This is a genomic window from Virgibacillus oceani (assembly GCF_041521345.1).
Classification (GTDB): Bacteria; Bacillota; Bacilli; order Bacillales; family Amphibacillaceae; genus Virgibacillus_N; species Virgibacillus_N oceani_A.
This window is the reverse complement of record NZ_JBGOHB010000006.1, coordinates 1-16,452: the sequence shown is the minus strand read 5'-3', so window position 1 is coordinate 16,452 and position 16,452 is coordinate 1. Positions and strand designations below refer to the sequence as shown.

The window sequence follows — 16,452 nt, the reverse complement described above, 5'->3', positions numbered from 1 at the left end:
TGATTTTATAAGGGACAAGAGAATATAGCAAATTCACAACGAAAAAACATACCTATTTCGTATGTTCTGTAGTTATTATATAAGCGTTGTTTACATTATTGAGGCTCATTGAACATTTTTATAGTCCATTTGCAAATGATGATATTGATGTCTAGGCCTGGTCTAAAGAGAAGAGTGGTATGAGAAATTGAAAGTTGTGTAAAAAGGTGTACAACAGTTATATGTACACCTTCGAAGTTTCTCCATATCACACACCATCTAATTCCCCTTAAGTGCCCATTCCATTCTACTCAATAGCATATTCCTGGTTAGCTCTCCAGTCATATTAAAAACCTGTAGATTAAATTGTGGTTCTTTCTGGTCAGAGAATTTTTTCCATTCTTCTGCTACATATGCTAAATCGGCTGCCTTAACCAATGCCACATCTGTATCCTCTTCTGAAAAGGCTTTCAATTTATGGGCTTGAGATATTGCCTCCTTTGTATAATCATGTACTACAACTAAGAATAGTGTAACTCTCATTTTATCTGATCGAATATACCTTAAAAATTGTTTAAAATCTTTTTCAGGAAAAGTATAAGGTGCCTCTGTACTCTTGTTATCCCATAACATTACTTCTGATAAACTAAACTGAACTTTCCCGTCAGCATGTCTTGTACCTTCCATTTCTATTAAATTTACACCTAATTTTAATTCAAATAAATATCGGGTGGCATCTTCAAAATAATTATCTACCTGGACATCTTTATCAATAATTTTATTAATTCGAAGGGATTTGTAGTCTCTTGCAGCTAAAGACTCGTAAAAATCATATAATCTTGCTCTGTCATCAGCGGGGTCAGAGGACATAAGAGTTGAGAGCGTTTCGTAATAATCAATGATATTTTGGATTTTCTCTTTTTTGGTGCCGCTTATTTTTGTACCTTCAAGATTTCTTAGAATATCCGATAAATCTTTCGACCCAAATACTTTTAACGCTGTTGAAGGTAAAATATTGAATTCTATAATACGATTCACTAATACTTCTTTTACGCCACTGACATTAAAGTCCAAATGATTTAAAATCTCTCTTAGTTGAGTAACATTTAGGTCCGTTAATAAAGTTGCATAAACTTCATTTCTGAGTTCTCCGCCCATTTCATAACGTAAAACCCGGGCAATATCTGTTGGTATAATATAATATGATGTGTCTTCTCTAAAACGAAGGATAAGACCTCGTATTTGCAGGTTGATCAACGAGCGCCCAATCTGATGGTGAGTATGCAGTTTATTACCCTTTTGCGGAAATCTTCCTATGCGGCTTTCCAGTAGATAATGCTCTCTCTTGGTAAGGTCTAATTCATTTCGCAAAACGGTCAAAATATTAATCTCATGAGCATTAAGGGATTCATCTTTTTTCCATGCTTCTTCCAATACCGAACTGTAGATTCTTTTTGCATCTTTTTCTATGAACCGGTTAATATAGTTATCGTCCGAACCTTGTTCCAATATTTCTCTTTCCATATCTTCCACTTCTTTATAAAGTTCAGATTCACTTAAAAGATACCCTCCCTTCTCCATCAACGCCATCAGTATCATTTCATTAAGCAGTGTCACATCACGTGATTCATTTCTAAAATCTAAATAACGCTTTACACGTTCTCTGTTTTGAAATTCATCAATATTTTTTAATATAACCTCCCTCATTTCTTCTTCGGAGTCCATGTGCACATCTTTAAGGAAACTATCAACTATTCTTCCCAGGTAAAGCTTAGACATCTTTGGCAAAATATCTTGTAAGTACATTTCTCATTCCCCCATTTAATATATTTTAAATTATAACTATATCTATATGTTCTTTCTCTATATTGTACCAAATTTACATACGAACTGTCTTTACATACACATAATTTTGTAAAAACATTGAATATTTTCAAGAGAAACATACTCACTATCACCTTTTTCGAAAATCTAAAAACCAAAGTACTTTACTTTATTAAAATTTAATACTAAGATACAAGTTACAATCATAGAATAAGCAAAATCCACTAGGGGTGCCACACGGCTGAGATAAGATCCCAATCTTAATCCCTTCGAACCTGATCCAGTTAAAGCTGGCGTAGGAAAGTGGAGATGGCATGTATACGAAATTTGTCTATTACAACCACTCCATTTTCGGGGTGGTTTTTCGTTTATCTCATAAATTCCATCCCGGAGCTCACTAGTTTCACTCAACTATTATCAATAGAAAAGGAGAATTTAACCATGGACTATATTGCAGAAATCAGAGAGAAAAACCCGCTCATCTACAACATCACAAATGAAGTGGCAACGAACTTTGTCGCCAATGGTCTGATCGCGATAGGTGCATCACCGGCTAATTCAAATACACCAAAAGAAGCGGTGGAAAATGCACACAATGCTGCTGCGGTAGTATTGAACCTTGGCACATTAACTGAAGACCGTGCGGAAGCGATGCTAATCGCCGGAAAAGCAGCTAATGAAAAAAATGTACCAGTCATTCTCGATCCGATCGCAGTTGGTGGTACGGAATTTCGTACCGAGGTTATTTACGAATTACTGGAAAAAGTTAAATTCACAGCAATCCGTGCCAACGCAGGCGAAATTGCTGTACTGGGAGACGCCTTGGAGGAAATGAAAAGTCCAGATTCCACAATCGAAGAAATTGATCCAGAAATTGCAAAAGCTGTAGCAAGAAAATATGAAACAGTCGTGATTGCAACAGGGAAAACTGATGTCATCACAGATGGCAGTCGTACTTCCCTTTGCAGCAACGGGCATGCCATGCTGAAAAATATTACTGCCAGCGGATGCCTGCTCACTTCTCTTGTTGGTCCCTATGTCAGTGTTGGAAAGGATCCGTATGAGGCTTGCATAGGAGTAACTGCTGCTTATGGCATAACTGCAGAATTGGCAATGGAAACAGCGAGAGGTCCCGGCTCATTTATTCCGGCACTGCTTAATCAGCTCTATTTCCTGGACCAAAAGAAAGTGGATGCGCATAAACGTGTTGAAGAGTTATAGCGTGCCGTTTACTTTTTCGCTACAATATTTTTCAAGGAGTTCATCAATGATTACAATCTTGCAAAATGATTTTTGTCATCCAGCTGGTACAGCAAGCAAACGCGAAAAAAATGTACATGCTTTTCAGGATAAATTGGCAAACATGAAGCAATTGCTGGAAGCTGCCCGTCAAAATAACATCCCGGTTGTTCATGCTATATCCAGGCATAGTGACTGGACCGAATCACCATCCGGGAAAGAAAGAGTTGGCCGGAGGGATCAGGGGAGTCAGCTTTCCTATTGTGAACCAGGGAGTTGGGGTGCGATTTATCATGCTTTCACTCCCAAGTCCAATGAAAAGATCGTTGTTAAAAATCGTTAAAGTGCTTTTTACACACTGACTTGGAATTGATTCTGCGGAGAAATGGAATTGAACATATTGTCATTACGGGAGCCTACACCAATGTCTGTATAGACAGTACGGCTCAAGATGCATATTAGAAAAAGATTCTACCTGGATGATTGTAGAGTAAGATATGTAGCATTTCGATTTATGAAAGTGACTAATATGTTTGTTGTAAGTTTATGTGTTCAATGTTAGAAACTCACAGCACCTATATTCTATTTTTTATCAATATTTGAATTATAGCTAAAATCATGACATCCTGTAAAATAAGGTTATTACACGATATCTTAAATGCCCACCTGCTAAAGTAGGTGGGTTTAGATATAAATACCAGCGACTAAAGTCCTTATGCTGAAACACAATTAATTTCGACTAAACTCCATCCTCTATCCTGAATATTTCGTCCTTTTCTTTCGTAAATTGGTTTGCTATATCATTCCGTATGCTTTCCGCTGTTACTGTTCTAACTGTTGCACAAAAATATCCTCTTGCTCATAAATGTTGTCCCCAATATCTCTTTTTTAGAATTGGAAATTCTTCTTAGCTTATTCGTGCTGTACTATTTTATTAGAAGACATTCTTAGTGGTCTTGATATCAATAAAAGTATATGATCTTTTCCCATACTTCTTTGTAATATAACTATTCCTCTGTTGAAGTTCATGTTTTTTTCGTTTACACTTGCCATAGAATCAGTCCCCTTGAAATGTTTTGGTTTGGTTACTTATTACATCACCAAATACGGGCTTTCTTTTCATGTTTTTCCTTTCACTTGTTGGATGATTATCTTGAAGCCTCAAAAGTGCTGTTACAACTGGTGAATAAGAGATTTGATGAGAAACTATGAATACTTCAGGAAGAATATAATCCAAAAGAATGGACGCTTGATTATGCAAAAAAAGATATTGGTAGTGGAAGATGACAAAGAAATAAATAATCTTGTTACAAGCCATTTAGAACAGGAAAACTTCATAGTGTTTACTGCTTTTGACGGTGAAGAAGCACTTCGGATTTTTGAAAATAAACAAATTGATTTGGTCTTGCTTGATTTAATGCTCCCCAAGATTAATGGCATGGAGTTCTTGAAGAGAATCAGAGAGACAAGTTTTGTTCCGGTACTTATTATTTCTGCAAAAGAGAGTGACGTTGATAAAACGTTAGGTCTCGGTTTTGGTGCAGATGATTATATAAGTAAGCCATTTTCCGTTATTGAATTAACAGCGAGGGTTCATGCTGCTATTCGAAGAGCAACGCAGTATCTGCCTGCAGCCGGTAACCCCTCTTCAGACATGATTCAATTTAAAGCACTTACACTGGAACCAGATACTTTTTCAGCACAAGTAAATGGAGAAAATATACAGCTTACATCGAAGGAATTTCATATATTAAAACTTTTTATGACAAATCAAAGCAGAGTTTTTACAAAAGAACAAATATACCAATTGATCTGGGAAGATGATTACTTTGGTAATGAGAATGCCATCAATGTCCATATCCGAAGACTGCGTGAAAAGATTGAAAAAGATCCGTCAAATCCACAATATATACGAACGGTCTGGGGAATTGGTTATAAATTAGGAGAGTAACATATGAGTTTTTTACTAATTGCAGTGATTATCGTTTTGCTGTCTATCATAGGGTGGCAATATCTATCGAAACGAATAATTAAGCGTGAACTACATCAATTAAGTGATCATTTAGCTCGTATCATTGAACAGAAAACGGCCGAAAAAGTGTTTATCCAAACAAGTCAGCAGCCTGTTCAGCAGATGCTTATTCAAGTGAATCGTCTTTTAAGCTATAACCAAAAGGTAGTTGCCGATAATGTCAGAAAAAAAGAAAGTTTAAAAAAAATGCTTTCCAATATGTCACACGATTTGAAAACGCCCCTAACGGTTATTCTGGGATACGTCGAGAAGTTAAAACAGAATAACAAAATGTCAGAAGAAGAGCAGAGCGAGATCGTAGACCGCCTTCATGAAAAAACATCCAGTGTGATCAGTTTAGTGAAGCAGTTTTTTGATCTTGTCAAACTGGAGTCTGGTGATATTGATTTTCCGGTCACTCGATTACCAATTAACGAAATATGTCGTAAGAATGTTTTAGAGTTTTATCATTTATTCCAATCAAAAGGTCTGCAAATCGAAGTAGATATTCCGGAACAGAACTATTTCATTCTCGGTAATGAGGAGGCGTTAAATCGAATCTTGAACAATTTAATTTCAAACGCAGTTCGCTATGGAAATGATGGTGGCATATTCGGGTTAACCATCCGAGAAGAAGGCGAAAATATCGCCATAGATATTTGGGATCAAGGTAAAGGGATTGCAGAATTCCATCTGGATCGCGTGTTTGAAAGGTTGTACACGCTGGATGATGCAAGAAATCCTGATTTTCAAGGAAGTGGTCTTGGTTTAAGCATCACTAAGCGTTTAACTGAAGCAATGAAAGGTGAGATTCGACTAAGCAGCAAGCCGTATGAAAAAACAGTATTTACGTGTGTTTTTAAGCGAATGACGTATTAGATTTTCAGATGAGGTGTTCATTATTAGGAACAGCCTCTTTTTTTGTATGCGATAAACTTAAGAATTTTGTAAGGAATGAGAAAGGAAAAAGATAATTTTAACTATTAGAATAAATACAGTCAATACAAAAGGGGTTTTTAAATCATGGAATACATCATTCAAACCAATAGCATGACAAAAAAGGTCAAAGGGAAGGAACTTGTTTCTGATATCAATATTCATATTAAAAAGGGTGAAATTTATGGCTTTTTAGGACAAAACGGAGCAGGTAAAACAACAATATTAAAAATGTTAACGGGGATGACAATGCCATCAAAAGGTGAAATGTTGTTATTTAACGAGAAGCTTACGGAAAAAACTAAATCAGCACTTGCCCGAGTCGGGAGCATTATTGAGTACCCTGAATTTTTTGAGCATTTAACTGCGTTTGATAACTTAAAACTTCATGGTGAGTATTTGGGAACTTATGATGAACGTGAAATGAAACAAGCGTTACAATTGGTAAAATTAGAAGAAACTGAAGGCAAAATTGTAAAAGAATTTTCATTGGGGATGAAACAGCGGCTGGGGATTGCAAGGGCGATTATAACTAAGCCGGAACTGATTATTTTAGATGAGCCGACAAATGGTTTAGACCCAATGGGGATTAAAGATATCCGGCAATTAATTCGGATGCTGAATAAGGAATATGAAATAACCTTTATTCTATCAAGTCACATATTAGGAGAATTAGAGCAAATCGTTGATAGAGTCGGTGTGATTCACGATGGAAAATTGTTAAACGAGATAACACTTGAAGACATTCGGAAAGAGCGTTCCGATTATATTGAACTTGTGGTAACAGACGTGAAGCAAGCCGTGTATTTACTTGAAAAAGACCTCCACATCTCAAATATGAAAATCATTCAAGATCATAAAATTCGCATTTATGATATGTCGCATACCCAAAGTGCCATTTCCAAAACGCTTATTCTTCATGATATTGATATTGAAGAGATACGGAAGCACTCCAACTCACTGGAAGACTATTTTTATCAACAAATCAATGGAGGTGATCTGGATGATTAAATTAATGCAATTAGAATGGAAAAAGCTAAAACAAAAACAAGTTATAGGTGAAGTGATCATCTATCCACTCATTTTAATGTTTATGCCCGTATTTTTTATAGAAGCTGTTAGTCCTGAATTTGGCCAGAGCTATGCTGCAGTTATTGAGCTGAACTTATACATTCAAATGGGGTTTATTTTATTTGGAGCATCATTGATCAATCAGGTTTTTATTGATGAATATAAAAACAAAACAATCTCTCTATCCTTTAGGTATCCGTTCAGCAAACAAAAGCTGTTTACGGCGAAAATACTATTTATTGCGACGTTTGTGTTTCTACTGACGATGGCTTCTTATTTGTTAACGGGTATTGTCACGTATGTCTTTGATCAAGTACAACCAATCATTAATGGTGATCCGACGCGTTCAGATATCATCACTTTTTTTAGTCAGATGATTTTTCGTTCATTGATTATTACCGTGATTAGTTTTATCCCGCTTTTTTATTTAGGGATTTGGAAAAGAGCAACAGTCCCAACTGTCATTTGTGCGATGGTTGCCATGCAATCATCATGGCTCTCACCAATGGTGAACCTTAATTTTAATCTGGTTCTAGTGGTGATGTGCCTGATGGCGAGTCTCAGTATCTTTCTATCTATTAGTAAAGCGGAGAGTATTGGGGAGATATAATCTGCTGAGCTTCATTTGATATTTTAAAAATTGTAAGGGAATGGAGGGATTGATTTGATTATCTCATTTATGCTGCAAGGTATTCTCAGTGTATCATTTTCAGTTGCCGGCATACAGAAAATAATGGGTGATCGGCGGCAGGTTGACATGTTTAAGAATCTTAGGCTTCCCCAGTGGTTTCGGGTCGTAACAGGCTGGGTACAGTTAGTTGGTGTCGTGGGATTGATCATTGGCTTTTGGTTACCGTGGGTTGTTGTTATAGCAGGATTATGGTTTGCCGTTACCATGCTGGTTGCGATGCTCGCTCATATTAGAGTAAAGGATCCGTTTAGAGAATCAGCATCAGCCTTTATGTTTTTGGTCGTTTCCTTTACATTGAGCATGCTTCGTTTTTCTGAATTACAGGGTATTCTTTCATAATAAGTGAAAATTGCATATATTATGTAACATTTTTCTTTTATATTATTGGTTATCCGCTCTACAAATATTGTAATTCAAGAAAATATGAATGGCTTAATGCATTATCTGTTTTAATTATGTTGGGGATTTTAAATTCCTTATCCTTTGTAATAGCCGTGTTTAAGCTAAAGAAATACGTAGGATGACTATTCCTCCACTATCTTAGATTTGATGATCCCATCAACAACACTTTCCATGATAATAAAGTCATTATCTGTTAAACTATCAAGTTGTTTTTCTAATTGCTTTCTTCTAGTATTTTTAATCATATCAGAAGCAGGCAGCCTGCAGGTACAACGGTTTGGAGTACATCAAAACGATGTCAAATTTTTAATGCTAGTTGACGTCATTTTTAATTAAGAGAAATGTTTATGTCAGCAGACCCATCACCAATAGTTTTTTCTTGCCTACTGCGTTGATGATTTTTCCCGCAATCGGCCTTACCAGCACTGCCCCAAGCACAAATATACTTGCAGCAAACCCCGCTTCACTTTCAGAAGCATGAAAGTTTTCAACCGAGTATACAGCCATAACCACCATTAACATGTAAAATGATATAAATAATAAAAAGTTTGATACAGAAACCAAGATAAAATCCTTGGTCCATGATACAGTTTTTCGCCCCAACCATTTTCCTCCTTATTTTAATTTGCTCTTGAAGCACTGGATAGTCTGAATTGCTGTCTCCAGGTCAGCTTCCGGAATTCCTTCCAAGAGCTTATTTTCAAAGTTGTCTACTATACTTAATGCTTGCTCACTTACTTCCACACCCTTTGGAGTGAGATCTATTCGTCGCTCCTGCTTGTCCTTGCTAGGAAAATTTTCAATCAGTTTTCTCTCTTTCAGGCGATTTACGGTACGAGTTATCGTCGGTTTTTCCACATCTAAATAATTACTGATTTCCACCAGCGTAGAAGTTTTGAATTGAGTTAAATAGTAAATAATGAGCCATTGAGAATGATATAAGTCAACCGCGGCTAAACGTTCATTTAACCGCTTCGTAAAAGACCTTGTAAACTGCTGATTTTGTTAAAAAAAAATGTAGCAAAAAATCCCCTCCCAAATGTAGTTACCTAGTTAACTATTTATTTCATTTTGAAGAAATTGTCAATATGGTGCCTAGGACTGCGCTGTATGCTCGCCCCACCGAAAAGCATTTGTCACTCCCCGGATTTTGTCGATATTTCCGGCAAAAAAACGTGATTCCAAAATTAGAGCCACAGCTTTCATAGCTTTCATAACCTGTTATTTCGATGGAGTTAATTAACTTCCTTCTTTTCCAAATAATATTTCCTTGTCAAATCAAAATGATGATGCTCATGTATGGCGAGCAGATGTATGCTTTGTATCAGATTAGGATTGTGTGCAATGGGATCCGGATAGTTGATATTTCCTGCCACATCCTCGTCTATAAATTTTAACAATGAATAGAGTTTTTGCGTCTCATACTCCAGAAACCATTGTACTTCAGTTATGTTCCATTTTCTTTCTAATCCGGCAGGCGGATTGATTACTGACGGTGCCTTCATTGCTCTTCTTTTCTTCTGATGATATTCTGCGTAAATATTATAAGTTTCTGTTGCGTATGGCTTTTTTTTTCTTGCATATGCCACGGGCAGCATAATCGGAATGTAAAAGTTCGATAATCTCCTAAAAAACTTGGTCATTAACACCAGATGATACAGCGTTTCACCGATCGACCATTTGTCAGGTAATGGTCTGATCCAACCTTCGTCAAAATTCAGATACGTTTTATTATAAAATGACTCCCGCTGGATCTTTAGCTGATCGAAATAAATTCTCATTTTATCGCTTTTCAAGGGAACACCCCCTTATTTTTTTGTTAATTTTTATTTTACAGTTATAGTTCTGGTGCAAGCTATAAATAAGCCTAAAATATATTATTTTGTTATAGTATATCTATATCAAATTACAAAAGGAATGATACCATTGACACAGCAAATCCCTGAAATCATGCTGCACGACGGAAATCGAATTCCATCCATTGGAATCGGAACCTATAAGCTTAAAGGAAATGCCGGTTCTGCAGCTATCGCGAATGCCATCAATAATGGATACCGATTAATTGACTCTGCATTCAACTATGAAAACGAAGGAACAGTCGGCGAAGGAGTCAGAAGATCTGCAGTTCGAAGAGAAGATTTACAAATTACCTCCAAGCTTCCTGGCCGGTATCAGGCATATGATGATGCTGTTACCACAATTCAGGAATCACTTTATCGTGCCAACCTTGATTATTATGACCTTTACTTGATTCATTGGCCGAACCCGAATCAAGATCAATACGTGGAAGCATGGCAGGCATTGATTGATGCCAGAAAGTGGGGGCTCATCCACTCCATTGGAGTATGTAATTTTCTGCCCGAACATCTCGAGCGTCTGGAAAGGGAAACTGGTGTAATGCCGGTCATTAATCAGGTTGAACTGCATCCATTTTTCAACCAGGAAGAGCAGCGGAAATGGCATAAAGAACATGGTGTTGTAACCGAAGCGTGGACTCCATTATTCCGCGCAAATGAAGTTTTCCAAAATGAAACGATCAAAAACATCGCAGAGAAGCACAATAAAACCGCTTCACAGGTTATTTTACGCTGGCATTATCAACTCGGAAATGTGGCAATTCCTAAATCAGCTTCCCCTGTTCGTCAGTCGGAGAATATATCTATATTTGATTTTTCTTTACCGGAGGACGATATGAAATCTCTGAACAGTCTTTCGCGTGAAGATGGAAGAATCAATGATCAAGATCCAGCTGTTTATGAAGAATTCTAAAAGGAGTGGGTAAGCTTAACCGATTCCGTTACCAATCGCAAACATTAAAAATGTAAGCAAAAATGACTATCAAAAGAAGGTTAATTTGATAGTCATTTTTCATAAAGGGATTTTATGTGAAAATCGAAGTAAATCTGTATGGCAAAATGTAACCCCAATTGCAGGGGTACAATAGCTGTTGTTACCTCGTATTTCCATTTACAAATTAGTATTAATTTGTTGTTCATTTTTGATAGAAGAAATCGTCAAAAGATTATTTGTTTACTTGACTTTACAGTTTATTCCGATATTTACGGCAAAATAAATGTGGAGTGTGTGATGAATTGCCTTAAACATTCGTACCAGATTGTAGAGTAAAAGGAGGAGAGTGATGATTGAAGCGATAGGTAGCGGAACGCGTTAGGGTAAGTTCACTCTTGTTTTTAGTTTTCATTCTGGATGCCCGTCCGATCCTTTCTTATATCACACCCATAGTGTATTTCTATAGCACTCTACCCAAGATCTTTTCATATACTATAAGACTATTTATAAACGGAATGCATTTTATGCCGTTAACTTACACCCCACTTGGGGATTCATTATCAGCTGGGGCGGGCTCCGCTTTCAGCAGTGGATATGCACAAATTCTCGAACACCTTTATCACACTCCGATACAGCTTCATATCCATTCACGGACGAAAATTACAACAAGTAATTTCTTACAGTTACTCTCCAACCCTCTCGTCAGACATGATATTGCAGCCGCCAGTTTCATCACAATTTCTATTGGCAGTAATGACCTTCTTCAGCAAATAGAGCCTATATGAAACAAAAAGATCCCATGGATATTGGAAGAAGCTTACATTCATTTTCATCAAAATAGGTATAAATTCATTCATGAGTTGACTCATATCCAATCGCACACGAATCACGTCCTGTTATCATACAAGTGCTCGGATTGACAAGGGGACAGGCGAATTGTCCCAGGATGACTGGGACGAGGAACCTGTCTTCCTTTGTCCCTTACCATTAGGACAAGGAACCTTTCCCCTCTATCCCATTAGCTACTGAACGCAAATCCCTAAATTAAAGTACCATTCTCATGCAAATTGTGCTAAAATTTAATTGCCTCATAACTTTCAATTTTGCAGGTAATATTTTATTTCGGAGGTAGATATTATGACTAACAATATAAGTATTGGCGTAATAAGCACTAAGGGGAATACGTCTAAATAACTAAATATAGCGTTTCCCCACATTTGAAAGGGGAAAATCATTTGAACCAAACATTGTTAATTATTGATGCTCAGCAAGAGTTAATAGAAGGGAATCAGGAAGAAAGTGCTGTTTTTAATAAAGATCAGCTTATTCGGAATATCAATTTAGTGATTGAAAAAGCGGGTAAATCCAGTGTTCCAATTGTCTTTATAAGGGATTTGGATGTTGCTAAAGGGAAAGGTAAAGGATTTCAGATTCATGAAGAAATTAATGTGCCTGCGGGTGCCGTGATTTTTGATAAAACTGCAACAAATTCTTTTCATGGAACAGGACTACTAAACCATTTAAAATCTCAACGGATTGAGCATGTTGTTATCATGGGGTGTGAAACCCAGCATTGTATTGACAGTGCAGTCAGAACCGCTACTATCAGTGGTTTTGATGTCACATTAGCAAGTGATGGGCATTCAACAACGGACAGCGGTGCTTTAAGTACAGAACAAATCATTAAGCATCATAATGAAACGCTTCATGGTCATTACAATGTGGAACACTTTTCCATTGTAAGAAATGCAGAGGAAGACTTGTTCCACCCAAGTCATGATTCCTATAGGTAGTATTCGTTACTGATAGGACTAAGGGTGAACTGCCCTCAGTCCCATTTCTTTATTTTTCGCACTATTTTTTTGTTAAATTTAGTGATGAGTGTCTCTTTTCCTTTCGTTGTTTTCTGTTTATGCCATTCATTATAACTGGCGACTGCAATTAAAATGGAACCGGCAATGAGCAGGTAAGCCCACCATGGCATGGCACCCCAGAATGGTCTTGTCTGCAGGAAGAGATTCAATAGTAACACTCCAACGCCGACAAAAAAGAATGATTTTTGTCTTGCGTACATACCGCCGATCATGGATGCAAGCGACAGTGTTCCTACAATGATAGCATCATACACCGTGTTGCTTGCCAAACCATCCTGTACGAGAAGCAGTGCCACAATTACCAGTACTGCCCACTGCATATAATTCATATTTTTCCGTTGTTCTTCCCCTGCTACTCTTTTTATAAAGATTGTCATTGCGATCCACGGCAGTACTTGAAATTCGCGCTCCAGCAAATCAGGCAGTTCAATAAAACGGAGCATGGCATAATACGGCTCGAGTAAATACCCAATCGCAATTACTGCAACCCATTTTCCTTCTATTAAAGAGAGACGATTCTTCTGTAAATATAATGCCAGCGCTGTGAGAATTCCCGGAAGCATTTTTTCCCAAAACACCCAGTCAGCGTGAATATACATCAACCCAATCGCAACAAACCCTGCAATCGTATACCAGTCAAGCTGAGGAAGACTATTCTTATTCTCTTTATACACCTGAGCATACACCAGTTTGCCGGCACTAATGAAAAATACAGCAAGAAAAGTAAATAACAAGTACGCTGTCCCCGGAAAATAATCAGCGATTTTCATAAACGCTGTAAATACCAGTATGATTGGCAGGACATTTAAAATATCCCACTTCTTCACATGCAGCAGCGCAAGGATCAACCCTAAGTATAAAAGACTGACAATAAATATTATCAAATCAAATGGCTGCGAAAAAGTAAAGATGTATGCCCCGATAAAAGAAAATGGAAGTATATAAAATATCATTCTATTTTTCCAAACCTGATCCCCTATATACCACCCTGCTGTTAAGATAATGCTTGTAATCAGCAAAGCGTATTTCAAATGTCCATCCAAATTCAAATTCATCATCACGTAGATGATTAGAATCCACAATGAAGTAAATCCTGCATATAGGAATACTTTCATTTTCCATTCTTTCTTTGCATAGAGAACACTTAAGCCATAAACGATGATTGCCAATGCTGCTGACCAAACAGCTATTTCGTCAAATAATAAAGAAATTAAAAAGGCAAATGGATAATAAACATGCCCTATCCAACAGAAAGCATTTGTTAATTTTAGATCATATTTCCTTAATACCAGCCCCGCAGCAAATAACAGAAAAGCCCCAAATGGAAACTGAAGTGAATCTACTAATTGTGAACTGATCATCAACTCTTCCATGTGAAGGGCATACAAGGCTGTAAGATAAAACATCAAAGATAAACTGCTAATGACATAAGGTAGTGCCGCAGATTTAATTTTCCTGTACAAAAGACAAGCCATGACTATTCCGCCAAATACGATAACTGCACGCAAAGTCGGATCAAAATCAAAATAAGCGAAATGCATCGTTAACAGCATACCTGTAAAATAAAATCCCTGTGACACGTAAAAAGTATGATTTTTGTATTTTTCCCTTTTTACATAATGCCAGATCATTGTCAGGATTAGAAGAATGATACTCGCCAATACAAGTGCCAACGGTTGAAAAGGGCCAAATTCTCCCAGTGTTACATTTTGACTGGCTGCATATAAAAAGATAATGGCAATTCCAAGTGAAAGAGGCTGCAGCCAAGTAGTAAAATCAGTCTTTTTCACAAAGTTTCTCGACTCAAATCGTTCCATAACAAGAGCAAAGATGCTGACGATGACAAACATGACTCCCGCCTGCCCATAATCAATAGCTGCCAGACGCAGAAACAGGCAAAGCACCATCACAACCACGGCAATATCCCGTGCACTCGTTTTTATTCCCCTTAAGAAAGAGATAGTGGTGATACTTCCAAATACGATATAAAAAGCAAAACCGGCAAAAAACATAGGGAGAATTAAAGATTCATATGGTATAAAAGCCCCCCCTATCCTCACCGCCTCAAATAAAGCGGTCATTAAAAAGACAGAACTCAAATAAGAAAAGAACATCCGTTTCTCTTTAGACAGATTGGATAAATAAACAAAATTACCTGCGATCAGCATGTAAGCGATAACCAGGATGACGGACGGATCCTCCATTCGAACGACCATCCCCTGTACAGTAATATAAATAAATGCCAGTCCGGATATCACAGCACTTGTATACCGAAATACCCTTGCCAAACCATGCTTATCCTCAATTAGCTTCGGCAGTGCCACAAAGAAAAAACCAAGCAAAGCGTACGCTACAGGGCCAATACTATGCAGTGCCGAAAATTCAATAACCTGAAAAGCACCATAAACCAGCATGGCAGTGAAAACAAAGTTGTATTCCCTGCGGTTTGTTGCATAAATCATCGCAAAATAAATAGCGGCAGTCAGGATCAAATTCAATCCATGAAATACTTCACTGCTGTAAAAAACAAGCATTAGCATGGTAGAAAAAATCAGATTTCCCTGCATGTAAACTACAAATTCATTAGTAAACAATTTCCATTTATTCTTATTACGGAGAAAATAATTACCAACAATAAGCAAACTATTAAACAGCATAATCCCTAAGTAAAAACCGTCTACCGGCAAGTGAAACCACGCGATTAAAAAACCAGCAAACAAGGTTAGCGTGATATTAGAAAACCATACAAACAGTCTTGTCTTTAGTTTGGCAGCCAAAAATAAATAAACAGGAAAAAGAAACAGACTTCCTAAGGCACCGTATAGAAAGCGCCCTTCTCCGGAAATGGATAAGTAAGGCCTTAAATGTTCATAAAATCCGATAGATATGTATACAATAGGCAAAAACAAACTTCCCAGCACATGAAAAGCAAATGCTGTTTTGGTGATATTCAGCATGCGATCCGTAAATACGGCCAGCCCAAAAAACAAAACGGCAACAAGAGCAATCATTCCAGTTTTCATCCAGTGTGACAACACATCCCAAGTACTTGTGGCCAGCACGGTTCCGCCTATTAAAAGTAATATAACCCCAATCGCTAAAGACCAAGTAATATTCCGTTCGCGGATTTCTTGGGCTGAGAGTCTCTTGGGCTGTTTTACTGGAGGGGCAGCCTTTTTATCAGGTTGATTCTCTTTTTCATGAACTATGCCATCAACATGTTGTGTTTGAAAAGCAGATAGTGAATCATCTTCCGGTTTGCCATTATACTGTTTTTCCTGCGGTGGCTCTTCCTCAGAGGGATGGGAATCTTCATAATAACGATGATAACCATGGAGCACTTTATTATAAGTCTCATATGAAATATAGTTCCCTTTTTTTAGCTTATCCAGCTCCTCCTCCACCAATTCCTTTTTCTCCTGATCAGTCACCCACTCTTTCAATTAAAACACCTCTTTTCCTATGAAACTACTTTTAAAGCGTCAGCACAGTATTTTGAAATCGGAAAATTATAAAGTGAAACTTCATTCAGTGGGGGTTTTCTTTTCATCCCCCACTGAAACAACCATGGCTATGCTACGCATCGCCACCAACTACCATGAAAATGAATTTCTAAACGAAATAGAAGTATTCAT

Annotated in this window: 14 protein-coding genes, 2 pseudogenes and 1 riboswitch; of the genes and pseudogenes, 9 read left to right on the top strand and 7 right to left on the bottom strand. The window is 37.3% G+C overall.

Annotated elements, in window-relative coordinates:
* Positions 1-258 precede the first annotated feature (258 nt).
* On the bottom strand, positions 259-1,785 hold the full coding sequence (locus ACDX78_RS06080) for an SAP domain-containing protein (RefSeq protein ID WP_486026185.1): 1,527 nt from the start codon (positions 1,783-1,785) through the stop codon (positions 259-261).
* Between the two features lie 234 nt (positions 1,786-2,019).
* Positions 2,020-2,122: riboswitch (TPP riboswitch) on the top strand.
* A 122-nt stretch (positions 2,123-2,244) separates the two neighbouring features.
* Here ACDX78_RS06080 and thiM point away from each other — a divergent pair.
* From thiM to ACDX78_RS06045, 7 genes and pseudogenes are all read left to right on the top strand, one after another.
* Positions 2,245-3,024 (top strand): hydroxyethylthiazole kinase, encoded by a 780-nt coding sequence (gene thiM, locus ACDX78_RS06075; protein WP_486026183.1) that lies wholly within the window; start codon positions 2,245-2,247, stop codon positions 3,022-3,024.
* Positions 2,996-3,504: pseudogene (locus tag ACDX78_RS06070) on the top strand (cysteine hydrolase family protein). Before thiM ends, ACDX78_RS06070 begins: the two are co-directional and overlap by 29 nt.
* Positions 3,505-4,297: 793 nt before the next feature.
* Positions 4,298-4,993, top strand: a complete 696-nt coding sequence (locus ACDX78_RS06065; protein WP_486026181.1) for a response regulator transcription factor — start codon at positions 4,298-4,300, stop codon at positions 4,991-4,993.
* Between the two features lie 3 nt (positions 4,994-4,996).
* Positions 4,997-5,932, top strand: a complete 936-nt coding sequence (locus ACDX78_RS06060) for a sensor histidine kinase (RefSeq protein ID WP_486026180.1) — start codon at positions 4,997-4,999, stop codon at positions 5,930-5,932.
* A 144-nt stretch (positions 5,933-6,076) separates the two neighbouring features.
* Positions 6,077-7,000, top strand: coding sequence for an ATP-binding cassette domain-containing protein (locus ACDX78_RS06055; protein WP_486026178.1), 924 nt, complete (start codon positions 6,077-6,079; stop codon positions 6,998-7,000).
* A complete protein-coding gene (locus ACDX78_RS06050) occupies positions 6,993-7,670 on the top strand; it encodes an ABC transporter permease (protein ID WP_486026177.1) in 678 nt (225 codons plus the stop codon). The genes ACDX78_RS06055 and ACDX78_RS06050 overlap by 8 nt, the downstream gene beginning before the upstream one ends.
* A gap of 54 nt (positions 7,671-7,724) precedes the next feature.
* Entirely contained in the window at positions 7,725-8,090 is a 366-nt protein-coding gene (locus ACDX78_RS06045) for a DoxX family protein (RefSeq protein WP_486026175.1), read from the top strand.
* A gap of 185 nt (positions 8,091-8,275) precedes the next feature.
* On the opposite strand, the gene ACDX78_RS06040 is transcribed toward ACDX78_RS06045, so the two are convergent.
* From ACDX78_RS06040 to ACDX78_RS06025, 4 genes and pseudogenes are all read right to left on the bottom strand, one after another.
* On the bottom strand, positions 8,276-8,398 hold the full coding sequence (locus ACDX78_RS06040; protein ID WP_486026174.1) for a hypothetical protein: 123 nt from the start codon (positions 8,396-8,398) through the stop codon (positions 8,276-8,278).
* A 100-nt stretch (positions 8,399-8,498) separates the two neighbouring features.
* The gene (locus ACDX78_RS06035; protein WP_486026172.1) at positions 8,499-8,756 is read right to left on the bottom strand and encodes an MFS transporter; all 258 of its coding nucleotides are present in this window, start codon (positions 8,754-8,756) and stop codon (positions 8,499-8,501) included.
* Positions 8,757-8,768: 12 nt separating this feature from the next.
* Positions 8,769-9,083 (bottom strand): annotated as a pseudogene (locus ACDX78_RS06030) (MarR family winged helix-turn-helix transcriptional regulator); the annotation flags it as partial.
* A gap of 305 nt (positions 9,084-9,388) precedes the next feature.
* Positions 9,389-9,949 (bottom strand): DinB family protein, encoded by a 561-nt coding sequence (locus ACDX78_RS06025; RefSeq protein ID WP_486026171.1) that lies wholly within the window; start codon positions 9,947-9,949, stop codon positions 9,389-9,391.
* A 130-nt stretch (positions 9,950-10,079) separates the two neighbouring features.
* Here ACDX78_RS06025 and ACDX78_RS06020 point away from each other — a divergent pair, with 130 nt between their 5' ends.
* Positions 10,080-10,922 (top strand): aldo/keto reductase, encoded by an 843-nt coding sequence (locus ACDX78_RS06020; protein WP_486026169.1) that lies wholly within the window; start codon positions 10,080-10,082, stop codon positions 10,920-10,922.
* 704 nt (positions 10,923-11,626) lie between these two features.
* On the opposite strand, the gene ACDX78_RS06015 is transcribed toward ACDX78_RS06020, so the two are convergent.
* Complete coding sequence (locus ACDX78_RS06015) at positions 11,627-11,824, bottom strand: hypothetical protein (RefSeq protein WP_486026167.1); 198 nt, start codon at positions 11,822-11,824, stop codon at positions 11,627-11,629.
* Positions 11,825-12,178: 354 nt separating this feature from the next.
* On the opposite strand from ACDX78_RS06015, the gene ACDX78_RS06010 reads away from it, so the two are divergent.
* Complete coding sequence (locus tag ACDX78_RS06010) at positions 12,179-12,736, top strand: cysteine hydrolase family protein (protein WP_486026166.1); 558 nt, start codon at positions 12,179-12,181, stop codon at positions 12,734-12,736.
* 35 nt (positions 12,737-12,771) lie between these two features.
* Here the strand turns inward: ACDX78_RS06010 and ACDX78_RS06005 are convergent, their stop codons facing one another.
* The gene (locus ACDX78_RS06005) at positions 12,772-16,260 is read right to left on the bottom strand and encodes a hypothetical protein (protein WP_486026164.1); all 3,489 of its coding nucleotides are present in this window, start codon (positions 16,258-16,260) and stop codon (positions 12,772-12,774) included.
* Between the last annotated feature and the right edge of the window lie 192 nt (positions 16,261-16,452).